Source organism: Halomonas bluephagenesis (assembly GCF_054790765.1).
In genome coordinates, this window is sequence record NZ_CP133631.1 from 1374983 (window position 1) to 1399793 (window position 24811).

Annotated in this window: 16 protein-coding genes and 2 pseudogenes; 6 read left to right on the plus strand and 12 right to left on the minus strand. The window is 52.8% G+C overall.

The features are described from left to right. Nucleotides 1-205: 205 nt before the first annotated feature. Both pssA and ilvC read right to left on the minus strand, forming a co-directional pair. Nucleotides 206-1123: a CDP-diacylglycerol--serine O-phosphatidyltransferase gene (pssA, locus tag REH51_RS06075; RefSeq protein WP_009725023.1), complete on the minus strand. Its 918-nt coding sequence runs from the start codon at nt 1121-1123 to the stop codon at nt 206-208. Between the two features lie 163 nt (nt 1124-1286). Continuing rightward, complete coding sequence (gene ilvC, locus REH51_RS06080) at nt 1287-2303, minus strand: ketol-acid reductoisomerase (RefSeq protein ID WP_009725024.1); 1017 nt, start codon at nt 2301-2303, stop codon at nt 1287-1289. 217 nt (nt 2304-2520) lie between these two features. On the opposite strand from ilvC, the gene ilvY reads away from it, so the two are divergent. After that, nucleotides 2521-3408 carry an HTH-type transcriptional activator IlvY gene (gene ilvY / locus REH51_RS06085; RefSeq protein WP_009725025.1) on the plus strand — a complete coding sequence of 296 codons (888 nt, stop codon included), beginning with the start codon at nt 2521-2523 and terminating at the stop codon, nt 3406-3408. Between the two features lie 105 nt (nt 3409-3513). Here ilvY and ilvN read toward each other — a convergent pair whose 3' ends face one another. The 5 genes from ilvN to rluD form a co-directional block, all read right to left on the minus strand. After that, nucleotides 3514-4005 (minus strand): acetolactate synthase small subunit, encoded by a 492-nt coding sequence (ilvN, locus tag REH51_RS06090; RefSeq protein ID WP_009725026.1) that lies wholly within the window; start codon nt 4003-4005, stop codon nt 3514-3516. Then, complete coding sequence (locus REH51_RS06095; RefSeq protein WP_009725027.1) at nt 4005-5729, minus strand: acetolactate synthase 3 large subunit; 1725 nt, start codon at nt 5727-5729, stop codon at nt 4005-4007. Before REH51_RS06095 ends, ilvN begins: the two co-directional genes overlap by 1 nt. Nucleotides 5730-6211: 482 nt before the next feature. Next, the gene (gene clpB, locus REH51_RS06100; RefSeq protein WP_009725028.1) at nt 6212-8791 is read right to left on the minus strand and encodes an ATP-dependent chaperone ClpB; all 2580 of its coding nucleotides are present in this window, start codon (nt 8789-8791) and stop codon (nt 6212-6214) included. Nucleotides 8792-8979: 188 nt separating this feature from the next. Beyond that, nucleotides 8980-9735 (minus strand): peptidoglycan editing factor PgeF, encoded by a 756-nt coding sequence (gene pgeF, locus REH51_RS06105; RefSeq protein ID WP_009725029.1) that lies wholly within the window; start codon nt 9733-9735, stop codon nt 8980-8982. After that, nucleotides 9732-10691, minus strand: coding sequence for a 23S rRNA pseudouridine(1911/1915/1917) synthase RluD (gene rluD / locus REH51_RS06110; RefSeq protein ID WP_009725030.1), 960 nt, complete (start codon nt 10689-10691; stop codon nt 9732-9734). The genes pgeF and rluD overlap by 4 nt, the downstream gene beginning before the upstream one ends. Before the next feature lie 198 nt (nt 10692-10889). Here rluD and REH51_RS06115 point away from each other — a divergent pair, with 198 nt between their 5' ends. Continuing rightward, on the plus strand, nt 10890-11705 hold the full coding sequence (locus REH51_RS06115) for an outer membrane protein assembly factor BamD (RefSeq protein ID WP_009725031.1): 816 nt from the start codon (nt 10890-10892) through the stop codon (nt 11703-11705). Between the two features lie 220 nt (nt 11706-11925). Continuing rightward, complete coding sequence (locus REH51_RS06120) at nt 11926-13635, plus strand: methyl-accepting chemotaxis protein (protein ID WP_009725032.1); 1710 nt, start codon at nt 11926-11928, stop codon at nt 13633-13635. Between the two features lie 24 nt (nt 13636-13659). Here REH51_RS06120 and REH51_RS06125 read toward each other — a convergent pair. After that, nucleotides 13660-15294: pseudogene (locus tag REH51_RS06125) on the minus strand (NAD+ synthase). Nucleotides 15295-15439: 145 nt separating this feature from the next. Between REH51_RS06125 and REH51_RS06130 the strand changes: the two are divergent. Further along, on the plus strand, nt 15440-15706 hold the full coding sequence (locus REH51_RS06130; RefSeq protein ID WP_498937183.1) for a PP0621 family protein: 267 nt from the start codon (nt 15440-15442) through the stop codon (nt 15704-15706). Here REH51_RS06130 and thiO read toward each other — a convergent pair. Next, nucleotides 15703-16827 (minus strand): glycine oxidase ThiO, encoded by a 1125-nt coding sequence (gene thiO, locus REH51_RS06135; protein WP_039869978.1) that lies wholly within the window; start codon nt 16825-16827, stop codon nt 15703-15705. The two genes, REH51_RS06130 and thiO, sit on opposite strands and share 4 nt — an antisense overlap. Before the next feature lie 78 nt (nt 16828-16905). Between thiO and REH51_RS06140 the strand changes: the two genes are divergently transcribed. Continuing rightward, complete coding sequence (locus tag REH51_RS06140) at nt 16906-17430, plus strand: GspH/FimT family pseudopilin (RefSeq protein ID WP_009725036.1); 525 nt, start codon at nt 16906-16908, stop codon at nt 17428-17430. Between the two features lie 9 nt (nt 17431-17439). Here the strand turns inward: REH51_RS06140 and trxB are convergent, their stop codons facing one another. Further along, nucleotides 17440-18390, minus strand: a complete 951-nt coding sequence (gene trxB / locus REH51_RS06145; RefSeq protein ID WP_498937185.1) for a thioredoxin-disulfide reductase — start codon at nt 18388-18390, stop codon at nt 17440-17442. Between the two features lie 259 nt (nt 18391-18649). Here trxB and acnA point away from each other — a divergent pair. Beyond that, nucleotides 18650-21382, plus strand: a pseudogene (gene acnA / locus REH51_RS06150) (aconitate hydratase AcnA). A gap of 90 nt (nt 21383-21472) precedes the next feature. On the opposite strand, the gene REH51_RS06155 reads toward acnA, so the two are convergent. Next, nucleotides 21473-23152, minus strand: a complete 1680-nt coding sequence (locus REH51_RS06155; RefSeq protein WP_498937187.1) for an NAD-dependent malic enzyme — start codon at nt 23150-23152, stop codon at nt 21473-21475. Nucleotides 23153-23330: 178 nt separating this feature from the next. After that, nucleotides 23331-24542 (minus strand): YeeE/YedE family protein, encoded by a 1212-nt coding sequence (locus REH51_RS06160; protein ID WP_498937189.1) that lies wholly within the window; start codon nt 24540-24542, stop codon nt 23331-23333. Nucleotides 24543-24811: the final 269 nt, after the last annotated feature.

Genomic DNA, 24811 nt, shown 5'->3' on the forward strand with positions numbered 1-24811 from the left:
GATGCTTTCTGGCGTGGCTCGTTTCAAAAAGGGTTGGAAGACATCGAAGCATGTTGCTGCTGAGTTCTTCTAACTCTCTGACAAACCGAAGTTTTTCAACTTCAATCACCGCTGGTAACGCTGTGCGTCCCCGGCAGCGGATGCGTACTTTACGGATTCGCTGCCGACTTGGCAAGGGGGTTTGCGGGAAAAAAGTGAATAAATTTTAACTTTTAGGTTTTGCTTTACGCATAACGGCCAATACGGGGCCTGAACACACATAAGCACCAAAGAGCAGCAGCAGCATTACAGAAGGTTCAACAGAGATCATTACGAACCCTAGCACCACCGCTAGAAGCACAACAAAAGGAACAGGCTTTTTGAAATCGAGATCTTTAAAGCTGTAATAACGAATATTACTGACCATGAGCACACCCGCAGCCCCCACGACAAACAACATAAGCAGCTTAAAACCTACCGCATCTGCATCAAAACTATGGAAGGTCCACACACTAGCGGCCACTAAGGCGGCGGCGGATGGGCTTGGCAAGCCGATAAACCACTTCTTATCCACACTACCAATCTGCACATTGAAGCGTGCTAGGCGCAGCGCCGCACAGGCTACATAAAGAAATGCTACGACCCAGCCTGTTTTACCGATGTCTTGTAAAATCCAGGTAAAGGCCACTAATGCAGGCGCCATACCGAACGAGATCATATCGGCAAGGCTATCGTACTCTGCACCAAACTCGCTTTGCGTATTCGTCATACGAGCAACCCGACCATCAAGGCCATCGAGCACCATGGCGATAAAAATCGCCACTGCTGCTGAGGTGAATTCGCCGTTGATGCCAGCCACCACGGCGAAGAACCCCGAAAACAGCGCAGATGTGGTAAATAAATTAGGTAGTAAATAGATGCCTTTTCGGCGAATTTTCTTGCCGTCTTCGACCGCCTCTTCAACCACTTCAGTTTCGCGCAGGAAAACGGTAGCGAGATCTTCATTACTTACGTTGTCATGACTTACCTTTTCGTGACTAGCGTCTTCTTGCTCTCCAGTACCACTATCTTCTGTTTTGTGGCCTTCTTGAGGCGCTGACTGCGAGGCCTGTTTACGCTCTTGATCGCGAGCATCCTGGGTCATAAATATCATCCGTTTGAAGTGAAGTCACAAGAACAGTGATCTCTTTTCATTCTACACGGTGAGGCTAACTCAGCCAGTCAATTGCAGCACGCAACGTTAAACGCCTCGGGGCGCGACAATGCGCGCCCCGAGGCTCTAACTAGTGCACTAGCACGATAACCGCTTAGTTTTTCGACTTATCAACCAGCTGGTTGGCAGCAATCCAAGGCATCATGCCACGTAGCTTAGCGCCTACTTGCTCGATTTCGTGTTCAGCATTCAGGCGACGACGTGCCGTCATAGACGGGTAGTTGGTGTTGCCTTCTTGGATGAACATTTTGGCATACTCACCCGTTTGGATACGCTTGAGTGCGTTGCGCATTGCGGCACGAGACTCGTCGTTAATCACCTCGGGACCAGTAACGTACTCACCGTACTCCGCATTGTTGGAGATGGAGTAGTTCATGTTGGCGATACCGCCTTCGTACATCAGGTCAACAATCAGTTTAAGCTCATGCAGACACTCGAAGTAAGCCATCTCTGGCGCATAACCTGCTTCGGTAAGGGTTTCAAAACCAGCTTTAACCAGCTCAACCGCGCCACCACACAGGACTGCTTGCTCGCCGAATAGATCCGTTTCGGTCTCATCTTTAAAAGTAGTTTCGATAATGCCGCTGCGACCACCACCAACACCTGCCGCGTAAGAAAGCGCTAACTCTTTGGCATTACCAGACGCATCCTGGTGGATAGCGATCAGGTCAGGAATACCGCCACCTTTAACGAACTCAGAGCGTACAGTGTGCCCCGGTGCTTTCGGCGCGATCATGATGACATCAAGATCTTTACGCGGCTCAATTTGGTTGTAATGGATATTAAAGCCGTGGGCGAAGGCTAAGGTCGCACCTTCTTTCAAGTTCGGCTCTACTTCCTGCTCGTAGATCGCTTTTTGGTTCTCATCCGGCGCCAGAATCATGACAACGTCTGCGGTTTTGCACGCTTCCGGAACGCTTGCCACTGTCAGGCCTGCGGCTTCTGCTTTGGCGGCAGAGGAAGAACCTTTGCGCAGTGCAACGGTGACGTCAACGCCAGACTCTTTCAAGTTGTTCGCGTGGGCATGGCCTTGCGAGCCATAACCAACAATAGTGACTTTCTTGGCTTGAATGAGAGACAGGTCACAATCTTTATCGTAATAAACGTGCATGGCGAGACTCCAAAATCGAACTTGATCAAAAAATGATCGTTATATAGGGATAGTTTATATATGTCGTATCAGCGTTGATGGCCACCCGTGCCGTCTTTTGCAGCACTGGGCTTTGGCGTTGAGATCACTGTACGCCACCGCCACCATTGCGTAAAACGCTATATTTGCAACATACTATTTCTAATTATGAAACACCGATCTTAATATTGGGCTTACTATGGATTTTCGCTTATTAAAGCATGTGGTGACGCTGGCCGAGACGCTACACTTTGGACGTGCTAGCGAGCTTTGTCATATCAGCCCATCAACCTTAAGCCGTTCGATTCAACAGGTTGAAACCGAGCTAGGCACGCGACTGTTTGAGCGTGACAATCGCCATGTCACGTTAACCCCCCAAGGGTTAGCTTTTCAGCACTATGCGAAAGAGACCTTAGAGCAGTGGGAAATGCAGAAGCGAACACTGGCCGCCGCAGTGGCACAGCTGAGCGGCGAAATAAGCATTTACTGCTCGGTAACCGCAAGCTATAGCTTTCTCTATGAACTATTAAGTGATGTGCGCACCCGCCACCCAGGTATCGAACTAAAGCTGCATACCGGCGACCCCGCCGATGCCATGTCGCGAGTGCTAGAAGGCGCAGACGATATGGCCATTACCCCCCGCCCACGGATTCCACCCAACGCCCTGGCCTTTAAATCGCTTACCCGCTCGCCACTGCTGTTTATTGCTCCTACAGAAGCCCACGATTGGTTACCCAGCCAGCCGGAAAGCTCAACAGCCGAGCAGTGGCGTCATGTCCCGATGATTCTTTCAGAGGCTGGTCTTTCAAGGGAGTACGCCAATACCTGGTTTAAAGCGATGGGCATAACGCCGCGCATTTATGCCCAAGTGGCCGGGCACGAAGCGATTGTAAGTATGGTGGGACTGGGGTTTGGCGTGGGCGTAGTACCCAAAATCGTGCTAGATAACAGCCCACTGGCCGAACGCGTGCAAGTGCTCAACGTAAAACCCGAGCTCCCCCACTACGATGTCGGGCTTTGCGTGCTTAACCGACGACTCAAAAACCCGATGATTGACGCATTCTGGGCTACTGTGACTCCGCGTTAAGCACATTACAAAACGCCATAAAAAAAGCCGCCCTAGGTAAGGACGGCTTTCTCAGCAGCGTTTTTAACGAATTGCTCAACAACTTATTCAACAAGCATGCTTCGTTTACAACGATAGAACTTTATCGCCGCGAGCAATACCAGACACTCCAGTACGCGCCACTTCGAGAATACCTACCGGCGCCATGGCATGTAGAAACGCATCCAGCTTAGCAGCATCACCGGTAATCTGTACGGTGTAGAGGCTTGGCGTTACGTCGACGATCTGCGCCCGGAAAATATCCACCGTACGTTTCACTTCATCGCGGGCAGCGCCTAGCGCTTTTACTTTCACCAGCATCAGTTCACGCTCAATGTGATTACCTTCTGTCAGGTCGACCAGCTTCACCACATCAATCAGCTTATTAAGATGCTTGGTGATTTGCTCAATCACCCGGTCATCACCCACGGTAGTCACCGTCAGACGTGACAGCGACGGATCTTCAGTCGGTGCAACGTTCAGCGTTTCAATGTTGAAGTTACGCTGGGAGAACAACCCGACCACACGTGACAGCGCACCCGGTTCGTTTTCCATCAGAATCGAGATGATATGACGCATCAGGTACGCTCCGTTTTAGACAGCAGCATGTCACGCATGGCACCCAGCGGCACCTGCATCGGGTAGACGTGCTCAAAGGGATCGACCTTCACATCCAGGAATACCAACTCATGTTTGTTGGCAAAGGCACGTTCTAGCGCCGGCTCCAACTCATCGAGGGTATTCACGGTGATCGCAGTAAATCCGTAAGCCTCAATTAGCATGTGGAAGTCCGGCAGCGATTCCATATAGGAGTGCGCATGACGGGACTTGTAGTTCAAATCCTGCCACTGCCGCACCATGCCAAGCGATGCGTTGTTGAGATTTACAATCTTGACGCCCACACCGTACTGCTTACAGGTAGAGAGCTCCTGCATCATCATCTGGAAGCTACCTTCCCCCGTCACGCACACCACGTCGTCATCAGGGAAGTTCTGCTTGATACCCATAGCGGCGGGGAAACCAAAGCCCATAGTCCCCAAACCACCTGAGGTAATCAAACGGTTAGGCTTATCGAACTTATAGTACTGAGCAGCAAACATCTGGTGTTGGCCAACATCCGTCGTCACGTAGGCTTCACCACGAGTAACACGGCACAGCGCCTCGATAACTTCCTGAGGCTTCAACGCTTCGCCTGGCTTAGAAGGTTCGTATAGTTTGCCTTCACGCTCGGCACGCCAGCCGTCAATCTTTTGCCACCACTCGGTCAGCGCTTCAGGCTGCGAAATTGACTGACCTTGAACCAGGCTGATCATTTCATTAATGACGCTAGACGCTGGCCCAACGATGGGCACATCCGCACGCACGGTTTTAGATACCGAGCTTGGGTCCACATCCACGTGAATGATTTTTGCCGTGGGGCAGAACTTCGACGTGTTGTTGGTCACCCGGTCATCAAAACGCGCGCCAATGGCGATAATCAAATCCGCGTGGTGCATGGCCATATTAGACTCATACGAGCCGTGCATCCCTAACCAGCCCAGGCACTGCCGATCACTTTGCGGATAGGAGCCGATACCCATCAACGTTGTGGTAATGGGGAAGCCGAGCTGTTTGACCAAATCGGTCAACCCTTCGCTTGCCTTGCCAGTTACCACGCCACCGCCGGTATAGAACACCGGACGTTTGGCTTTCAGCATCATCTCAACGGCTTTTTTAATTTGACCAGTATGCCCCCGAGTAACCGGGTTATAGGAGCGCATCTTGACCTTTTTCGGGTAGATGTACTCGTAACGCTCGGTTGGTGCGGTCATATCTTTAGGAATATCGACCACTACCGGACCTGGGCGACCAGTCGCCGCAAGATAGAAGGCTTTTTTCAGCACTTCTGGAATCTCAGACGGATGCCGAATTGAGAAGCTGTGCTTCACGATGGGGCGAGTCACACCCACAATATCGGTTTCCTGGAAGGCATCGTCACCAATCAGGTGGCTCATTACCTGACCGCACAGCACGACCATAGGAATCGAATCCATATAGGCAGTCGCAATGCCGGTGACCGCATTGGTAGCGCCAGGACCGGAGGTGACAAGCACCACGCCTGGCTTACCCGCTGCACGAGCATAGCCATCGGCTGCGTGAGTCGCTGCCTGTTCGTGACGCACAAGAATGTGCTTCACCTTGTCCTGGCGGAACAACGCATCATAAATATGCAGCGCCGCGCCGCCGGGATAACCATAAATGTATTCAACGCCCTCATCTTGCAAGAAGCGGGCGATCATATCTGCGCCGGAAAGCAGTTCCACTGTGTTTCTCCCCTGGAGGTCTCGAGTGCGATCCGCAGGACATCCTGCGGTGTCGAGTGCGGCGGTATGCCGCTGCCGGCCCATGCCGGCACCTGATGCCAAACCCTGGCATATGGCCCGGTTAGGGCCTGCACTCTCATCGGAAGCACTGACATATCATGAAATATACCAGCGTCTCCCTTACACGACGGTTTGCCGTGTCGGGGCGTTGGCCAGGTTGGGCGGTTAGCCCAAGCCCGGAAGTCCTTCGGCGGGTAAAGGCTCTCGCCTACCCTTCGCGCGGGGATTAGGGGTTGCCCGTTGGTTCCGCGCCCGCAAATCAGGAACCCACAAGATTCCATTAGCGCCCTCAGCCTGTCAACCTCCGATCAGGACAAACGCAACAAACGTCGCAGTAAGCCATTAAAAAAGCCCCGCTAGCAGAGCTAACGAGGCTTTTGCCCTATTTCATTGCGCAGGCTTGTTAATTGCCCACGGGTGAATTACTCAAATATCAACTTACCTTCACTCGCGCTGATATGGATGGTATCGCCTGGGGCATACTTGCCCGCCAGCAGGTCTTGGGCCAACGGGTTCTCGATGCGGCTTTGGATCGCCCGCTTAAGCGGCCTTGCACCGTACACCGGATCGAAACCAACCACCGCAAGCTGGGCCATCGCATCATCACTGATCGCAAGGCTCAAATCATGCTCAGCTAAGCGCACTTTCAAACGCTCTAACTGAATACCGGCAATCGCCTGAATTTGCTCTTGGCCAAGGGCGTGGAACACCACCACCTCATCAATGCGGTTAATCAGTTCAGGGCGGAAATGATTACCCACCACTTCCATCACTGCATTTTTCATGACTTCGTAGTCGTTATCATCTCCCCCCATGCGCTGGATGATGTCCGAGCCCATGTTAGAGGTCATCACGATCACCGTATTACGGAAATCGACTGTGCGACCTTGCCCATCAGTTAAACGACCATCCTCCAGCACTTGCAGCAGGATATTGAAAACATCCGGATGCGCCTTTTCCACTTCGTCCAGCAACAGCACTGAGTAGGGCTTACGACGCACCGCTTCGGTTAAGTAACCACCCTCTTCATAGCCCACATAGCCTGGAGGCGCGCCAATCAAGCGAGCCACGGAGTGCTTCTCCATAAACTCCGACATGTCGATACGCACCATCGCTTCTTCGGTATCGAACAAGAAGTTAGCCAGCGACTTACACAGTTCCGTTTTACCCACCCCGGTTGGGCCGAGGAACAGGAACGAGCCGTTGGGTCGATTGGGGTCAGACAGCCCTGCCCGCGAACGGCGAACGGCGTTCGCCACTGCTTCTACCGCTTCATGCTGACCAATCACCCGCTCATGCAACGCCTCTTCCATGCGCAGCAGCTTGTCCCGCTCGCCTTCCAACATTTTGGAGACAGGAATGCCTGTCCAGCGGGAAACCACCTCGGCAATCTCTTCCTCGGTGACGTTTGAGCGCAACAGCTGGTGGCTGGCAGTATCGGCCTCGCCTTCACCCGCTTCGCTGATTTTCTTCTCCAACGCCGGAATTTTGCCGTACTGGATTTCCGACATACGCCCTAAATCGCCCTGGCGGCGCGCCTGTTCAAGGTCAATGCGCGCCTGCTCCAACTCCGCTTTGAATTGGGCTGCACCTTGAATACTGGCTTTTTCGGCTTTCCAGATTTCATCCAGGTCAGCGTATTCGCGCTCTAACTCGTGGATTTGGTTGTTCAGCGCTTCAAGACGTTTCTTAGTGGCCTCGTCAGTCTCTTTCTTAAGCGCTTCGCGCTCCATTTTCAGCTGGATTAGGCGGCGATCCAGCCGATCCATCTCTTCAGGCTTAGAGTCCAGCTCCATACGGATGCGTGACGCCGCCTCATCGATCAGGTCGATCGCTTTATCAGGCAGCTGCCGATCAGAGATATAGCGGGTAGAAAGTTTCGCCGCCGCAATGATCGCTGAGTCGGTAATATCCACGCCGTGGTGGACTTCGTAACGCTCTTTTAAGCCGCGCAGAATAGCAACCGTGTCCTCTTCAGAGGGCTCATCGACCAGCACTTTCTGGAAGCGGCGCTCCAGCGCGGCGTCTTTTTCGATGTATTTGCGGTACTCATCCAGCGTGGTCGCACCCACACAGTGCAGTTCGCCACGCGCCAACGCAGGCTTAAGCATGTTACCTGCATCCATCGCGCCTTCGGCCTTACCTGCGCCCACCATGGTGTGCAGCTCATCGATAAACAGGATGACCCGTCCCTCTTCCTGAGAAAGCTCTTTGAGCACTGCTTTCAGACGCTCTTCAAACTCGCCACGAAATTTAGCGCCCGCCAGCAGCGATCCCATATCCAACGAGAGTACGCGTTTCTCTTTCAAGCCTTCTGGCACTTCGCCGTTCACAATACGCTGAGCCAGCCCTTCAACAATGGCGGTTTTACCCACCCCTGGCTCACCGATCAGTACCGGGTTATTTTTGGTGCGACGCTGCAGCACCTGAATCGTGCGGCGAATTTCATCATCGCGTCCAATCACGGGGTCCAGCTTGCCATCTAACGCACGCTGGGTAAGATCCATAGTGTATTTATTAAGCGCTTCACGCTGATCTTCTGCATTGGGGTCATCGACCTTAGCACCCCCACGCAAGCTGTTAATCGCAGCTTCCAGGCCTTTCCGGTTGAGACCTGCCTCTTTCATCAGTTTGGTGATCGAACTGTTCATTTCCAGCGCAGCCAGGAGTACCAACTCACTGGCAATAAACTGATCACCACGCTTCTGCGCTTCTCGGTCAGTTAAGTTGAATAGTTTGATGAAGTCACGGGATGGCTGAACATCGCCATCGAACTGGCTTACTTTGGGTAAGTCATCTAGCTGCTTTTGTAAACCGTCGCGCAGGCGCGAGCTGCTGCCTTCGGCTTTTTCGACCAAGGCTTTGATGCCAGTGTCTTTGGTATCGAGCAGCGCAAGCAGTAAGTGCGCGGGATCAAGCTGATTATGGCCGCGCCCAACCGCAAGGGATTGTGCTTCAGAAATAGCAGCCTGCAACTTGGCAGTAAATTTATCGAATCGCATGGAGTTCCTCCTGGGGGTGCCGTGCGTTTGGACCCACGGCGTTTCCCAATAACCTGTCTTTAATGTGCTAGGAACGTTGATGTACTAAAAATTTGATGTACTAAAAACGTTTAGCTTGACAAGTTAAATGGAGTCAGTTCCACGCATTTCAAGAGGGACGTATAACAAGCTCGAAGGAATAGCGCTGATTAATTGATCCAGATCACACTTGCCATGCGTCCAGTGTTGCCATTGTCTCGGCGGTAAGAGTAAAAGCGCGATTCGCAGGCGGTACAGAAGTGACCGCCGCTGATATGGTGAATCCCCAGCGTTTCTAGACGAAAGCGCGCCAAGCGATAAAGATCCGCCATATAGTGACCAAGACGATAGGGGCTATGGTCAAACGCTTCAGCGGTCTCAGGGTGGACCGCAACAAACGCACCATAGACCTCTGGCCCGACCTCAAACTGCGCATTCGAAATGGCTGGCCCAAGCCATACCAAAATGTCGTTAGAATCACAGTTCATAGCGGCGACAGTCGCTTCCAACACACCGCCCGCCAGCCCGCGCCAGCCCGCATGGGCAACCGCCACCTGGGTGCCCTGGCGATTACAGAACATTACCGGCAAGCAGTCTGCGGTTAACACCACACAGGCATAGTCGTTACTGCTGACAACCGAGGCGTCAGCTTCCGGCGTATCGTCTTGGTACGCCTGTTGAACACGGGCGCCATGGGTTTGGTTCAACCACAACAGCGGGCGATCATCGCCAATTTCTTTATGCAGCAAACGCCGACACAGCGCCACATGGTCAGCATTATCGCCTACGTGGGTCGCTGGATTGAAAGCTGCAAAATCATCTTGGCTCGGCCCTGTTTCCCGAGTGGTCACAAACGCCCGCACATTCGCGGGGGCTGGCCAGTCAGGTAACAGCAGCGTGGGCTTTAGATCAATCGCGTCGCTCATCTCATGGTCTCGCTATCTTCGCGCAGGTAGTCCAACAACATCAGTAGATCATCGGGCAAGTCGGCATGGAAAGTAAGCGTTTCACCACTCACCGGATGCACAAAACTGAGCTTCCGAGCATGCAGTGCCTGACGAGGAAATTCACGCAAAATCTCTTTTAACGGCGCAGCAGCGCCCGGCGGCAGCTTGGCACGACCACTATAAAGCGGATCACCAATCAGTGGGTAGCGGGCATGAGCCATATGAACACGAATTTGATGGGTACGTCCGGTTTCCAACTGGCAACGCACATGAGTATGAGCGCGAAAACGCTCAACCACCCGAAAGTGAGTCACGGCCGGTTTTCCGGAAGCCTTGACCGCTTGCCGCTTGCGGTCTTTCGGGTGCCGACCAATGGGCGCATCGATGGTGCTACCCGACACGGGCTTGCCAATCACCACCGCATCATACTGACGAGAAACGCTGCGCGCCTGCAATTGTTCAACCAGCGTCGTTTGTGCGGGCAACGTTTTTGCCACCATCATCAGGCCTGTGGTGTCTTTATCCAGGCGATGCACTATTCCTGCCCGGGGCACTTCTGCCAGTGCAGGATGATGATGAAGCAACGCATTCAACAACGTGCCGTCAGGATTGCCCGCGGCGGGATGCACCACCATGCCAGCAGCCTTATTGATGACCATCACCGCGTCGTCTTCGTACACGATATCAAGCGGAATATCTTGGGGTTCAAAACGAGTATCGTCTTCGATAGTCGCTTTTAGCGCTAATATTTCATGGCCGTGCAGCTTGGCCTTCGGCTTGACTTTAGCGCCGTCGACGGTGAGTTCACCGGCGTTGATCCACGTTTTCAAACGTTCGCGGGAATAATCGCTGAACAACTCAGCTGCGGCTTGGTCTAAACGCGCGCCTGCTAATGTCGCGGGTACCCGCTGCGTGGCTTCAACAATACGAGACATGAACAACCTCTTTAAGACGCAAACGGCTTTGCCATTATTTAATGCTGCTTAACTTTTCAAGCAGCAATGGAGTGTCGCTAAGCCTGCGTTTTGCGTCTAGGTGATTTATAGTGGGCGAACTGCGACCTATTCTACCATTTCTACTTATGGCCATCGTCGCTTTTCGGTGATTGAGGCTTGTTTGCAACGAGGATGATGATGCGCGCTTTTTCCGCTGCCAACCGCTTTGGCGTTCTAGCCTTAAGCCTTGCCCTTTTGGCAGGCTGTGCGAGTAATAAATCCACCCCCGAAGAAGAAGATGAATTCGCGGGTGTGCAAGAACGCGAACTCTATGAACTTGCGCGCACAGCGCTGGATAGCAACCGCTTTCCAATTGCCATTGAGCGACTGGAAGCTCTTGATACCCGCTACCCATTCGGCCCCCACGCCGAACAAGCTCAACTTGAGCTAATTTACGCTTACTACGAAAACAGCAATTGGGAAGAGGCACGCGCGGCCGCCAGCCGCTTCATACGCCTGCACCCAGATCACCCACAAGCCGATTACGCCTACTACCTACGCGGCCTTTCTGCTTGGCAGGCAGGGCGATTTAGCCTTGAGCGCTTGCGCCTGATTGATATTTCCAAGCGTGACTTAGGTGCTTCACGGGACGCTTACAACGACTTCCGCGAATTAATTCAGCGTTTCCCCCAGAGCGAATATGCACCGGATGCCCAGCAACGCATTGTTTATCTGCGCGAGCTGCTGGCACGCCATGAACTACATGTTGCCGACTACTACCTGCGTCGCGGTGCCTTCCTGGCCGCCGTTGAACGAGGCCGTTGGGTGATTGAAAACTATCCCGAGTCCAATGCAACACGTGATGCGCTGGCAACCATGGTAGAAGGCTATCAAGGGCTTGGTATGAGTGATCGTGCTAATGAAGTGCTTGTCGTACTACGTGAAAATGCGCCAGACCACGAGCAGCTACGTGGCAGTCGTTTTGTACCCAAGCATGGCAATGCGGATAATTAATCGCCACCTCAGGCAGTATTGATTTATACAAAGTTGTACAAAACGCTCATCAAAAACCACGCTTCGGCGTGGTTTTTTTGTTTCTTCTACAAAACACTTTCACTTACATAACGTTAACAAAATAAAAATCCATTATTCCTAAAAATAAGTTGTACAAATATTGTGCAACAACTATATTCTGCCCATCTTAATAATAAAGCACCTGCTTGGAGCTCACTGAATGTCCGCCCCCAAATCTCGGTTTTCAGAAACCAATATTAGCACTCGTCTAACATTTGCCTTTTCCACCCTACTCGCGTTGTTAGCACTTTTAACAGCTGTCGGTATTTATCAGGTCAACCAAATTGATCGTGGGTTAACGGCTATTAATGACGTGAACGGCGCTAAACAGCGTTTCGCTGTTGACATGCGCGGCAGCGTTCACGACCGAGCTATTGCACTACGCGACATCGTTATGACGAGTGATGCCAGCCGCCTGACAACGCTGAATGAAGAGATGAGTCAGCTAGCTGCCAACTACGATACGGCGATTGAGAGCATGCAGCGGGTCATGCGTGAAACCGATACAACGCCTCAAGAGCAAAGCATTCTTTCGGCTATCAACAATCAGTCGGAAGCTACACAAGTACTTACTCAGCAAGTGCTCAATGCCAAAACCGCTAATACCATTAGTCGCGCCCAAGCCCTTACTCTAGAGCAGGCTGGTCCTGCTTATGCCGAGTGGCTTAATCGCATCAATCAATTTATTAACTTGCAGGAACAGATTAATAACGCTTCCACCGCTGCTGCTCGCAACACTGCATCAGGGTTCCAACTGCAAATGCTGGGGCTAACACTGTTTGCTGTGTTAATCGGGGGGGCAATTGCACTGTTTTTGTCACGCCAATTGCTTCGCGAATTAGGTGCCGAGCCCCGTCAGGTGAAAGCATTTGCTGAAGCCATCGGTCGTGGCGAGCTGACTACTCAGCCACACCTTAAGAAAGGCGACACCCGCAGCATCATGGCATCGCAAGTCGCGATGTCTAAACAACTGCAAGCAATCGTATCGCAAGTTCGTTCATCAGCCGAGGCAGTGGCCTCTAATAGCGAACAAATTGCGGAAGGAAATAATGACCTATCGTCGCGCACGGAAGAACAAGCCAGCGCACTAGCAGAAACAGCGTCAGCAATGGAACAGCTTAACAGCACGGTTAAGCTCAACGCAGATAATTCACAACAGGCAAGCCAGGAAGCCGCTAGCGCTTCAAAAACGGCGACCCAAGGTGGCGAAGCCGTGCATCAGGTAGTCGCTACCATGAACGATCTCAACAAAAGCTCACAAGAAATTGCGGGCATTATTTCAACCATTGATGCCATTGCCTTTCAAACCAATATTCTCGCCCTGAATGCCTCTGTGGAAGCTGCGCGAGCCGGGGAGCATGGCCGTGGATTTGCCGTGGTTGCCGAGGAAGTTCGCAAACTCGCACAGCGCAGCGCTGACGCCGCCCGAGAAATTAACGATTTGATCTCTAATAACTTGGAACGTGTTAATCATGGCAACGCACGCGCTGAAGAAGCCAGCAAATCGACCGAAGAGATTGTGGCAGCGATTGAGCGAGTGACCAAGATTATGCAGGAAATTAGTCATGCTAGCGCTGAACAGAGCACCGGTGTGCAAGAAGTTGGCCAAGCGATCACCGAGATGGATCAAGTGACCCAGCAAAACGCTGCGCTTGTGGAAGAGAGCGCAAATGCTGCGAATCATTTACGTCAAAACGCACATCAATTGTTACATGCTATGAGCGTTTTCAAGTTACCAGCCAGCCAACAACATGCCCATGCGCAAACAGTGACAAGCACCCGCCAGACACAAAATCCGGCGACGAATAACGCTCCGAGCTTACCAGCCTTAAAGCGCCAACCCGCCGAATCTGCGTGGGACAGTTTTTAAGTCAATCAAGCAAACGCTGACGCTCTAATCGCCAGGCTGCCAGCCATTAACAATCGGGTAACGCCGGTCACGCCCAAATCCTCTGGGCGTGACCCGCACTCCGACTGGCGCCTGTCGGCGCTTATATTCACAGCGATCAACAAGCTTAACTACTTTATAAACATCTTCCTCATCAAACCCAGCAGCAATAATTGCCTCAGCACTCATATCGCCTTCGATATAGCTCACCAGAATGGCGTCTAGTACATCGTAATCAGGCAATGAGTCACTGTCTTGCTGGTCGGGCGCCAGCTCCGCACTGGGCGGACGCTCAATCACCCGCTCTGGAATAGCAGGCGATTGGGTATTGCGCCAGCGGGCCAAACGATACACCCAGGTTTTGTAGACGTCTTTGATGGCGTTATAGCCCCCCACCATGTCGCCATAAAGCGTGGCGTAACCCACTGCCATTTCGCTTTTATTGCCAGTAGTAAGCACCATCAGGCCTTTCTTATTGGAGATCGCCATCAGCAGAACACCGCGACAGCGCGACTGCAGGTTCTCTTCAGTGGTATCCCGCTCTGTGCCCGCGAAACTTTCTGCCAAAGTGCCCATAAACGCTTCGACCATCGGCTCAATGGGCATCACGTCATAATGCACGCCAAGCATGTCAGCCTGTTCAGCAGCGTCCTGTTTAGAGATATCCGCCGTGTAGTGATAAGGCATCATCACCGCTTGCACCCTCTGAGGGCCCAACGCATCGACAGCAATCGCCAAAGAAAGCGCGGAATCAATACCTCCGGAAAGGCCCAGCACAACGCCTTCAAAACCACTTTTATTGACGTAGTCCCGCAGCCCAGTGACCAGGGCACAATAAAGGCTCTCTTCTGGCTCAACCTCTGGTTCAACTTCACCCTGCTGTGGTTCCCACGTATCAGCGCTCGTTTGCAGCAGTTGAACGGGCATTAAGCCAGCTTGCCAAGAAGGCGCCAGCACTTTGAGTTCGCCTTGGGCATCCACACAACTGGAGCCACCGTCAAAAACCAGCTCATCCTGCCCACCGATAGTGTTCACATACACAATCGGCCGATTTACATCCTGGGCACGCTGCTCTAACAGGCGCAGGCGCTCGCTGGGCTTATCCTGATGATAGGGAGAGGCGTTTAAGCTGATCAGCACTTCTGCGCCTGCTTCACGGGCAGCATTAACCGGCGTACCTTCCCAAAGGTCTTCACAAATCAGCAGACCTAACTTGGCACCTTTGTGCTCGTAAACCAGCGGTTTGGTGCCTGGCGTAAAGTAGCGCTGCTCATCAAATACCTGATAATTCGGCAGTGCCTGCTTGGCATACTCGGCTTCCCATTGGCCGTTATACAATACGCCCGCCAGATTATAGCGCTCCCCTTCACGCACGCCTGGTTAGCCAATAATCACTAGCACATCGCGGGCGATTTTTTCTGCCATTTTAGACCGCGCTTCACGTAAGCGAGCTTCCATCGATGGGCGAAGCAGCAAATCCTCCGGCGGGTAACCGGATAAGAAAAGCTCTGGGAAGACAACAATATCCGCCCCATGCTCGATCCTCGCTTCGCGCACCGCTTCAATGGCGCGTGCAGCATTGCCGGGAATATCTCCCACTAGAGGGTCGAGTTGGGCCATTACCAGCGTTAAGTCTTGCATGGGCGTTAAAATCTCTTGAGAATCTTTAGAACACGTTGCCGCTAACCTAAGCACATTGTCACGCAAGGGCTGCCAACAGGCAAAGGTTAGCCGGCGCTCATGTTATTCTGGCTATTATTACATCCCACCATGGGAGTCATAGAGGATGAACCTTTTGATCATTCGGCTGATTATTTTTGCCGTGCTGTTCTATGTGGGCCTGAAGCTTTATGGTCTCTACCGAGAGCGCAGACTTTCCCACCAACAGAGTGAACCCGAACGCCATGAAGGCGGACAAATGGTGCGCTGCCGCTGGTGCGATGTCCATGTTCCTGAAGAGGAAGCCCTACGCGATAGCGAACAGTGGTTTTGCTCAAGTGCTCATCGAGATCGGTTTTTGCAAGAGCAACAAGAAAAGCAAACCCGCGACTAACAACGCTGCCGACCAACAATGCCAGCCATCAAGCGATCTGCTGTTGGCTGAAAGGGTGCTGGGTCGATAAGTGGCTCACGCCCTAATAGCTGATCAACCAATACATGGGTAGACGCGGGTGCAAGCACCAACCCATTGCGATAGTGGCCCGCATTGACGTACACATCAGACCACCCAGGCAGTGCCCCAATAAATGGAATGCCGTCCGGCGAGCCTGGACGCAACCCCGCCCAATGATAAGCAACCGGGTAATCTGCCAACGCAGGCACGATACTTTCTGCGGTCTGTTTGAGCGATGCCAGCGCCTCACTGTCGGTCGTTTTATCAAAGCCCGCTTCTTCTAAGGTTGAGCCTACCAACAGCAACCCATCACTACGCGGGATGATGTAGCGACCGTCTTTCAATACCACGCGCTGCACCAATCCTGGCGGCGCTTGATAAGCGATCATTTGGCCTTTTACGGGGCGTACTGGCAGGCGAATAGTTAAGCTTGCTAACAGCTTGGCTGTCCAGGCTCCACCACACACCACCACCTTTTCAGCGCGCAGCTCCCCTTGCGCAGTCGCAACGCCCAGCACCTGCTGGTCATGCGTTATAAAACGACTCACCTCGCAGCCTTCATTAAGCTCAACGTTCGGCATTGCCAGCAGCCGAGCGCGCAACGCCTGTCCCAGACGTGGATTGCGCACGCTGCCGAGTGTCGGCATCCACAACGCACTATCCTGGGCAGCAGCCACCATGGGCTCTTTCTGATGAACAAACTCAGCATTAACACGCTCTAGCGGCTTTGCTAACTCTCTCGCCCAGCCAAGCGCTGTTTCCGCATCGTCAACGTTGAGATAAAGCAGCCCTTTCTGCCGATATTCAGGATCAATGCCGGTTTCTTCCAGCAAGCGTAGCGACAATGTGGGATACACGCCCTCAGACCAGCGAGAAAGTTGCGAGATTGGCGGTGCATACCGCCATGGATAAAGTGGCGAAACAATACCGCCACCTGCCCAGGAAGACTCCTGACCGCAAATGCCGCGCTCTACTACAGTGACTTGCTGACCAGCATCTGCTAGCTGCAGCGCCGTCATCATACCGATCACGCCACCGCCAATAATTAAGAAATTGCTCACAACGTTTGTCCGCTTTGGCTTACATAAAAAACGATCATCGCGAGGTAGGCTGTAAAAAAGCACAAGCCTGGAGTCACCATGCCATCTAACAATAAAGGCGCACCCTACAAGCGTACCCAAGGCTTCACCCTGATCGAACTTGTTATTGCTCTTCTGCTTATTTCAGCATTAGCCGCCTGGGGAATGCCAAACTTTCAAGCACTTGGCCGAAACACAGCCGTTACAGCTGATATTAACAGATTGCAGTCAGCATTTTCGCTGGCTCGTAATACAGCGATTACACAGCGTAAAACGGCCACCGTTTGCCCAACAAATACGCAAAGAGACGCCTGCACCAGTGACTGGAGTAATGCACTACTAGTCTTCAAGGGGGATTCGGTAAGTCAAATAACCAGCAGCGATGTCATACGTGTCTTTCCTGCAGAGAAGACAACCACCGTGACTTATAATCGCAGTAGGCGGCGCGTGAGCTATAGCACGCTGGGCCACACAAACGGCTTCAATGGCCGCTTTTATATATGTGCAGCAAGCGCCCCAGGCAGAGTGCTCGTACTCAGCCGAATGGGACGCCTGCGCATTGATGAAACGCCCGCCGATTGTTAGATTACTAGCTTAGGCGATACCGTCCAGGTAGCGCTCAGCATCTAGCGCTGCCATCCAGCCACTGCCGGCAGAGGTAATGGCTTGGCGATAAATATGATCCATCACGTCACCACAGGCAAAGACGCCAGGCACGCTGGTTGCGGTAGCATTGCCTTCAAGACCTGATTTCACCTTGATGTAACCGCCGTTCATTTCCAGCTGGCCTTCGAAAATTCCTGTATTGGGGCTGTGGCCGATAGCGATAAACAACCCTGGCGCGTGAATCTCTTTGGTAGAACCATCTTTAGTAGACTTAACGCGCACGCCAGTGACACCGGTGTTATCGCCCAGCACCTCGTCCACTTCATAGAACCACTCAAGAGCAATTTTGCCTGCTTCGACTTTTTCGAACAGCTTATCCTGCAGGATTTTCTCGGCGCGCAACGTATCGCGACGATGCACCAAGGTAACCTTAGAGGCGATATTTGAGAGATACAGCGCTTCCTCAACGGCAGTGTTGCCGCCACCCACCACGATCACTTCTTGGTTGCGATAAAAGAAGCCATCGCAGGTAGCGCAAGCAGACACCCCTTGGCCCATAAACTGCTGCTCGGTCGGCAGGCCCAGATAGCGTGCGCTGGCACCGGTAGCAATAATCAGTGCATCACAGGTGTAAATTCCGCTATCCCCTTTTAAGGTGTACGGTTTTTCACCTAAGCTGACCTCATGGATATGGTCGAACAACACTTCCGTATTAAAGCGCTCAGCGTGCTGCTTCATGCGCTCCATCAACTCTGGCCCCTGAACACCTTGTGCATCGCCGGGCCAGTTATCGACATCGGTTGTGGTGGTCAATTGGCCACCTGCCTGCAGGCCGGTAATCAGCAGTGGCTTTAAGTTAGCGCGTGCTGCATACACCGCTGCCGTATACCCCGCAGGGCCGGAACCAAGAATAATTAAACGTTCATGACGCGTTTCCATGACACCACCTTTGTCACAATTGAGCAGATATCGTTTGCAAGAGAGTCTGCCTGAAATGGCGTCAAGTACAAGCAATTACAAGGGTTAGCCTTCGCTATTAGGCGAAGATGCCTTGAAAGCCGGGGGTGAAACACCCATGTGCTATTAAGAAGATAAGCCATACTGGGGATAAGCCACATTAAAGAAAAGCAGTGACCGTCGCGCCTAGTGAGTTGCAATTAGCGATTCGCTCAAGGCCAAGCAATCAGAGGAGAAACTTATGGGCAAGATACCCGATACGCTCACCACCCTAGAGGTGGGCAACCAGCAGTATCACTACTACAGCCTGCCAAAAGCCGCCGATGCGCTCGGTAATATTGACCGGCTCCCCAAAACGCTCAAAATTCTACTCGAAAACCAGCTGCGCTTTGGTGATGACGAAAGTGTCGACCAAGCGGACATTCAGGCATTAGTGGACTGGCAAAAAGAGGGCAAATCGAGCCGCGAGATCGGCTAACGCCCTGCCCGCGTCCTCATGCAAGATTTTACCGGCGTGCCAGGGGTTGTTGATCTTGCTTCTATGCGCGCCGCGGTTGAGAAGCTCGGCGAAGATCCCGCACGCATTAACCCGCTTTCTCCCGTTGATCTCGTTATCGACCACTCAGTGATGGTCGACAAATTCGGCAACGCCGCCGCGTTTCAAGAAAACGTCGATATCGAAATGCAGCGCAATGGTGAGCGCTACGAGTTTCTGCGTTGGGGCCAGCAAGCGTTCGACAACTTTAGCGTTGTACCGCCCGGCACCGGCATTTGCCACCAGGTCAATCTAGAGTACCTGGGTCGCACCGTATGGACGAAAGAGCAGGATGGTCAGACGTTTGCCTACCCAGACACCTTAGTCGGTACTGACTCCCACACGACTATGATCAACGGCCTGGGCGTACTTGGCTGGGGCGTCGGCGGTATCGAAGCGGAAGCCGCCATGCTTGGTCAGCCAGTCTCAATGCTGATCCCAGAAGTTGTCGGTTTCAAGCTTAACGGCAAACTGCGCGAAGGCATTACCGCCACCGATCTCGTGCTTACCGTCACTGAAATGCTGCGTAAAAAAGGCGTAGTGGGTAAGTTTGTTGAATTCTACGGTGACGGTCTTAAAGACTTGCCGCTGGCCGACCGCGCCACGATTGCCAATATGGCACCGGAATATGGCGCTACCTGCGGCTTTTTCCCAGTAGACGACGAAACGCTTAACTACATGCGTCTTACCGGCCGTGAAGATGACCAAATTGCATTGGTAGAGGCATACAGCAAAGCGCAGGGCTTATGGCGCGAACCTGGCGATGAGCCGATCTTTACCGACTCTCTCAGCCTCGACATGGACGAAGTAGAAGCAAGTCTTGCCGGCCCCAAACGCCCCCAAGACCGAGTGGCGTTAAAAGACATGGCTGCCGCCTTTGACAAGTTCATGCAAGAGGACACCAGCGCAGACACAACCGCAAAAGGAAAACTCTCCTCGGAAGGCGGCCAAACCGCGGTGGGGGTTGAACGTAGCTTTGAGCATGACACCAGCCAATCCGTTAAGCTCAACGATAATGATTTCAGTCTTGACCCAGGCGCAGTAGTGATTGCGGCTATCACCTCATGTACCAACACATCCAACCCCAGCGTCATGATGGCAGCCGGTCTATTGGCACGTAATGCGCGCCAAAAAGGACTTACCACAAAGCCTTGGGTTAAGACCTCCCTTGCCCCCGGCTCAAAAGTGGTGACCGATTACTTAGCAGCTGCGAACTTAAGCGATGACTTGAACGCGCTGGGCTTTAACTTGGTGGGTTATGGATGCACGACGTGTATCGGAAACTCCGGCCCACTGCCCGATGAGATCGAAAAAGCGATCAATAGCGGCGATCTTGCCGTGGCATCGGTACTTTCAGGCAACCGTAACTTTGAAGGCCGTGTGCACCCGCTAGTCAAAACGAACTGGCTCGCCTCACCGCCCTTGGTGGTCGCCTATGCGTTAGCCGGGAACGTACAGTGCAACTTAACGTCCGACCCGCTCGGCCAGGACAGTGACGGCAACCCGGTTTATCTCAAAGACATCTGGCCTTCTCAAGCAGATATCGCTAGTGCGGTTGAACAGGTCAACACTGAGATGTTCCGCAAAGAGTATGGTGCGGTATTTGAAGGCGACGATACCTGGAAAGCCATCAACGTTCCTGAAAGCAAGGTCTATCAGTGGCCTGAATCTACCTACATTCAGCACCCGCCGTTTTTCGAAGGCATGGAGCGTGAGCCGGACGCCATTGAAGATGTTGAAAACGCCCGCGTGTTAGCCCTGCTAGGCGACTCGGTGACGACCGACCATATCTCCCCAGCTGGCTCTATCAAGCCCGACAGCCCTGCGGGTCGTTACTTGCAGGAACATGGCGTTAAGCCCGTCGACTTCAACTCTTACGGCTCACGTCGAGGCAACCATGAAGTAATGATGCGCGGCACCTTTGCTAACGTGCGCATTAAAAACGAAATGCTGGACGGTGTGGTGGGCGGCGAAACCCGACACGTACCCAGCGGCGAGCAAATGGCGATTTACGATGCCGCCATGAAATATAAGGAGGAAGGCACCCCTCTAGTGGTGATTGCTGGTAAAGAGTATGGCACCGGCTCTTCACGGGATTGGGCAGCCAAAGGCACCCGTTTATTGGGCGTGCGCGCGGTCATTGCCGAGTCCTACGAACGTATTCACCGTTCAAACCTAATTGGAATGGGCGTGGTACCGCTGCAGTTCCCTGAAGGTGAAAGCCGTGAAACGCTTGGCTTGACAGGTGATGAAGAAATCTCAATTGCTGGTTTGGGCGATTTAAGCCCAGGTGGCACCGTGAAAATTGTCATCAAAAATGACGATGGGGAACGCACCGTTGATGCCAAGTGCCGAATTGATACCGTCAATGAGCTGGCTTACTACCGCCACGGTGGTATCCTTCACTACGTGTTGCGCAAAATGATCGGCGCAGCTTAAAGGCAAAACCTACCAATGCTTGCATCGCCCCCACCATGGTGGGGGCTTTTTTTTGCGCTCGCGTTGCTGTTTCGCTTCTCGTTAAGAAACTTAGAAAGCCCTGCGGCGATAAGCACGATATTCAGGCGACCAGCACGCTCTCTCGATACGCTCACGAAGTTCAATGCCGCTAGTTTTAAGCGCTACACCGTTTTGCTGCGCCTGGGCAGCCACTTCAAAGGCAATCGATTTACTAATGTCACGAATCCGCGACAGCGGCGGTAACAGCGCACCCTTGCCTTCTTTGACAAGTGGCGCCTCGCGAGCCAGCGCCCGAGAGGCACTCATTAGCATTTCGTCTGTCACGCGATTAGCGTTCGCTGCAATCACACCTAAGCCAATACCGGGGAAGATATAGGCATTGTTACATTGAGCAATTGGATAAGTGCGACCGTTATACACAACCGGTGCAAAAGGGCTGCCAGTCGCGACTAGCGCTTGGCCGTCGGTCCAGCGAATCACATCTTCGGGTACCGCTTCTGCCTGAGAAGTAGGATTGGACAGCGGCATAATTACCGGATGCTCGCAGCCCGCGTGCATGGTGCGCACGACTTGTTCGGTGAAAATACCACGCTTACCGCACACACCAATCAATATCGTTGGCTTCATCTGGGCAATGGTTTCTTCAAGCCCCTGACCATTCCAGTTCACAACCAGCTCAGAATCGTGGGCCAAACGGCGTTGGAAATCCCGCTGCCAGGGCTGATCAGTCGTCATCAATCCATCTCGATCAACAATAAATATCCGCGCCCGTGCTTCACTTTCAGTAAGCCCTTCTGCCTGCATGGCCACGACCACCTGCTCAGCAATACCACACCCTGCCGAACCGCCGCCGACAAACACTACGCGCTGCTGAGCAATCGTTTCCTCGCGGGCCTGACACGCCGCCATTAACGTGCCCACCACCACTGATGCCGTGCCTTGCACATCGTCATTAAAGCAGCACAAATCGTCCCGGTAACGCTCTAAAAGCGGTACCGCATTGGCCTGGGCAAAGTCTTCGAACTGAAGCAGAACGTTCGGCCAGCGACGTTTTACAGCGGTAATAAACTCTGCCATAAACGCATCGTACTCTTCCTGACTAACCCGCTCATGACGCCAGCCCATGTACATAGGGTCATCCAGCAATGCCTGATTGTTAGTGCCCACATCAATCATAATCGGCAACGTATAGGCGGGGCTAATGCCACCACAGGCGGGGTAAAGCGCCAGCTTACCGATGGGAATGCCCATCCCTCCGATGCCCTGGTCACCCAACCCTAGGATCCGCTCACCATCGGTGACAACAATCACCTTAACGTTATCTTTGGTGGCACTGCGCAGGATATCGTCCATGTGCTCGCGATCGGGATAGCTGATGAACAGCCCCCGGTGATTGCGATAAATATTAGAGAACTCCTGACATGCCTTCCCAACCGTAGGGGTATAAATAATGGGTAGCATCTCTTCCAGATGCTGAGAGACCAAGCGGAAGTAAAGCGTTTCATTATCGTCTTGGATGGCACGCAGATGAATATGCTTCTCTAAATCACTATGACACTGTTGATACTGGCGATATGCCCTCGACAACTGCTCGTCAATGGTCTCAACTTTTTGCGGCAACAAACCAATCAAGTTAAACGCTAGCCGCTCCTCTTGAGTAAACGCGCTGCCTTTGTTCAATAGCGGCATTTCAAGCAAAGAAGGACCGGCGTAAGGAATGTACAGGGGGCGTTTACTCATCGTAGACATAGGCACTCTCTTTTTATGTCGATTGCTATTGCAATGCAGCAACGCTGGGCGTTGGCGGCGTTTCGCATAATGTAACATGCTAGTACGACAAAGGTGGGAGGGACATAAATAATGGCAACAAAAAAACGCCTTGGTGGCTACCAAGGCGTTCTCAAAAAGTATCGAAATCGGTCAACCACTAGCAACTTTTTGCGACGGGTTTGCGACCTTCAACACCATCAAAAAACACCGGCCGCAGCTTTACGCCCACCATGTTGCCAGCGAACGCCGCGACCATCCATAGCCAACCATGCAAACTGCCAGAGGCAATGCCACTAAAGTAAGCGCCAATATTGCAACCAAATGCTAATCGCGCGCCATACCCCAGCATAATCCCACCAATGACAGCCGCTAATAGCGATTTAAACGGAATGCGGAAGTTGGGAGCAAAGCGCCCAGCTAAGCTCGCTGCGGCAAGCGCACCCAGCATGATGCCAACATTCATTACCGTCGTGATATCACTCCATACACTCGCCTCTAACGCTGCTGCATTACCAGGGGCTTGCCAATAGCCCCACTGGCTGACATCACCACCAACGAGTTCAAACCCTTTTGCGCCCCACAACGCGAACGCAGAGGTAATGCCCCAGGGGCGACCAGCAAGGGCCAATGTTGCGAAATTGAGTAGCGCTAGCGCCACTGCGCCAGCAATCAACGGCCACGGCCCCGTTAACCAGCGCTGACTGCCAGGCTTATCGACCAGCGGCGCCTGCTCCAAGTGGCCATGACGACGCTTTTCCATAATCACAGTAAACGCAGCAATCGCCGCAAACAGCACCAAGCTAATCGCGATACCACCACCAGCGCCTGCCACATTCACCAGCGACACAGGCTGAAATGCTGGCAAGCTCTGCCACCACGTGAAATGCGCTGAACCAATCACCGACCCGACAATAAAGAACAGCAGCGTAATTAACATTCGTGCATTACCACCACCTGCAGTAAACAGCGTGCCCGACGCACATCCGCCACCTAACTGCATGCCCACACCAAAGATAAACGCCCCCACCACGACCGAAATACCAATCGGCGCGACAAAACCACTCACGCTAGTGCCAAACAGCGAACCAGCGCTTAACGCCGGAAAAAACAGCACCACCGCAATCGCCAACATCACCATCTGAGCGCGCAAGCCACGTCCCCGCTGCTCGGTGATAAATCCCCGCCAAGCAGCAGTAAAACCAAATGCCGCGTGATACAGCACCAGCCCAAGCAAACCGCCAACAATCATTAAGAGGCCAATGTTCGCGCCAAACACCACACCGATAATCACCGCACCCAGCACAATGGCTGCTGTTGAGATTAATGGCACCCGGTTCTGACTAGGTGCCACTGCAGAAATCGTGGACATAGCTCACCTTCTAACAACGCCAAAAGCGCCTGTTAGAAACAGGCGCTTGGCTGAGTTGGACAATAATGATAAGCCTAACGCTGGCTGTAGAACGCTGGAAATTCTTTATTCAGCAGTGCATATGCTTTTAAAGAATATTGTTCTGCATTCCAGTATTGCTCTCACCATGAGTAGTTTACCAATACGCAATGATCTTAGATGCCTAATCGCTGAAAGATAATTCGCTCCAGGGCGTCGGTGATGTAGGCGCTGAGTTGTTTTTCTTCGTT

Bases quoted from the DNA above. Each gene is read 5' to 3' on its own strand.
- rluD (WP_009725030.1), bottom strand. From the start codon at position 10,691: ATGTCTCGTATTGTTGAAGCCACGCAGCGGGTACCCGCGACATTAGCA.
- pssA (WP_009725023.1), bottom strand. From the start codon at position 1,123: ATGACCCAGGATGCTCGCGATCAAGAGCGTAAACAGGCCTCGCAGTCA.
- REH51_RS06160 (WP_498937189.1), bottom strand. From the start codon at position 24,542: ATGTCCACGATTTCTGCAGTGGCACCTAGTCAGAACCGGGTGCCATTA.
- clpB (WP_009725028.1), bottom strand. From the start codon at position 8,791: ATGCGATTCGATAAATTTACTGCCAAGTTGCAGGCTGCTATTTCTGAA.
- ilvN (WP_009725026.1), bottom strand. From the start codon at position 4,005: ATGCGTCATATCATCTCGATTCTGATGGAAAACGAACCGGGTGCGCTG.
- ilvC (WP_009725024.1), bottom strand. From the start codon at position 2,303: ATGCACGTTTATTACGATAAAGATTGTGACCTGTCTCTCATTCAAGCC.
- REH51_RS06130 (WP_498937183.1), top strand. From the start codon at position 15,440: ATGAACCTTTTGATCATTCGGCTGATTATTTTTGCCGTGCTGTTCTAT.
- REH51_RS06140 (WP_009725036.1), top strand. From the start codon at position 16,906: ATGCCATCTAACAATAAAGGCGCACCCTACAAGCGTACCCAAGGCTTC.
- ilvY (WP_009725025.1), top strand. From the start codon at position 2,521: ATGGATTTTCGCTTATTAAAGCATGTGGTGACGCTGGCCGAGACGCTA.
- REH51_RS06120 (WP_009725032.1), top strand. From the start codon at position 11,926: ATGTCCGCCCCCAAATCTCGGTTTTCAGAAACCAATATTAGCACTCGT.
- REH51_RS06155 (WP_498937187.1), bottom strand. From the start codon at position 23,152: ATGTCTACGATGAGTAAACGCCCCCTGTACATTCCTTACGCCGGTCCT.
- trxB (WP_498937185.1), bottom strand. From the start codon at position 18,390: ATGGAAACGCGTCATGAACGTTTAATTATTCTTGGTTCCGGCCCTGCG.
- REH51_RS06115 (WP_009725031.1), top strand. From the start codon at position 10,890: ATGCGCGCTTTTTCCGCTGCCAACCGCTTTGGCGTTCTAGCCTTAAGC.
- pgeF (WP_009725029.1), bottom strand. From the start codon at position 9,735: ATGAGCGACGCGATTGATCTAAAGCCCACGCTGCTGTTACCTGACTGG.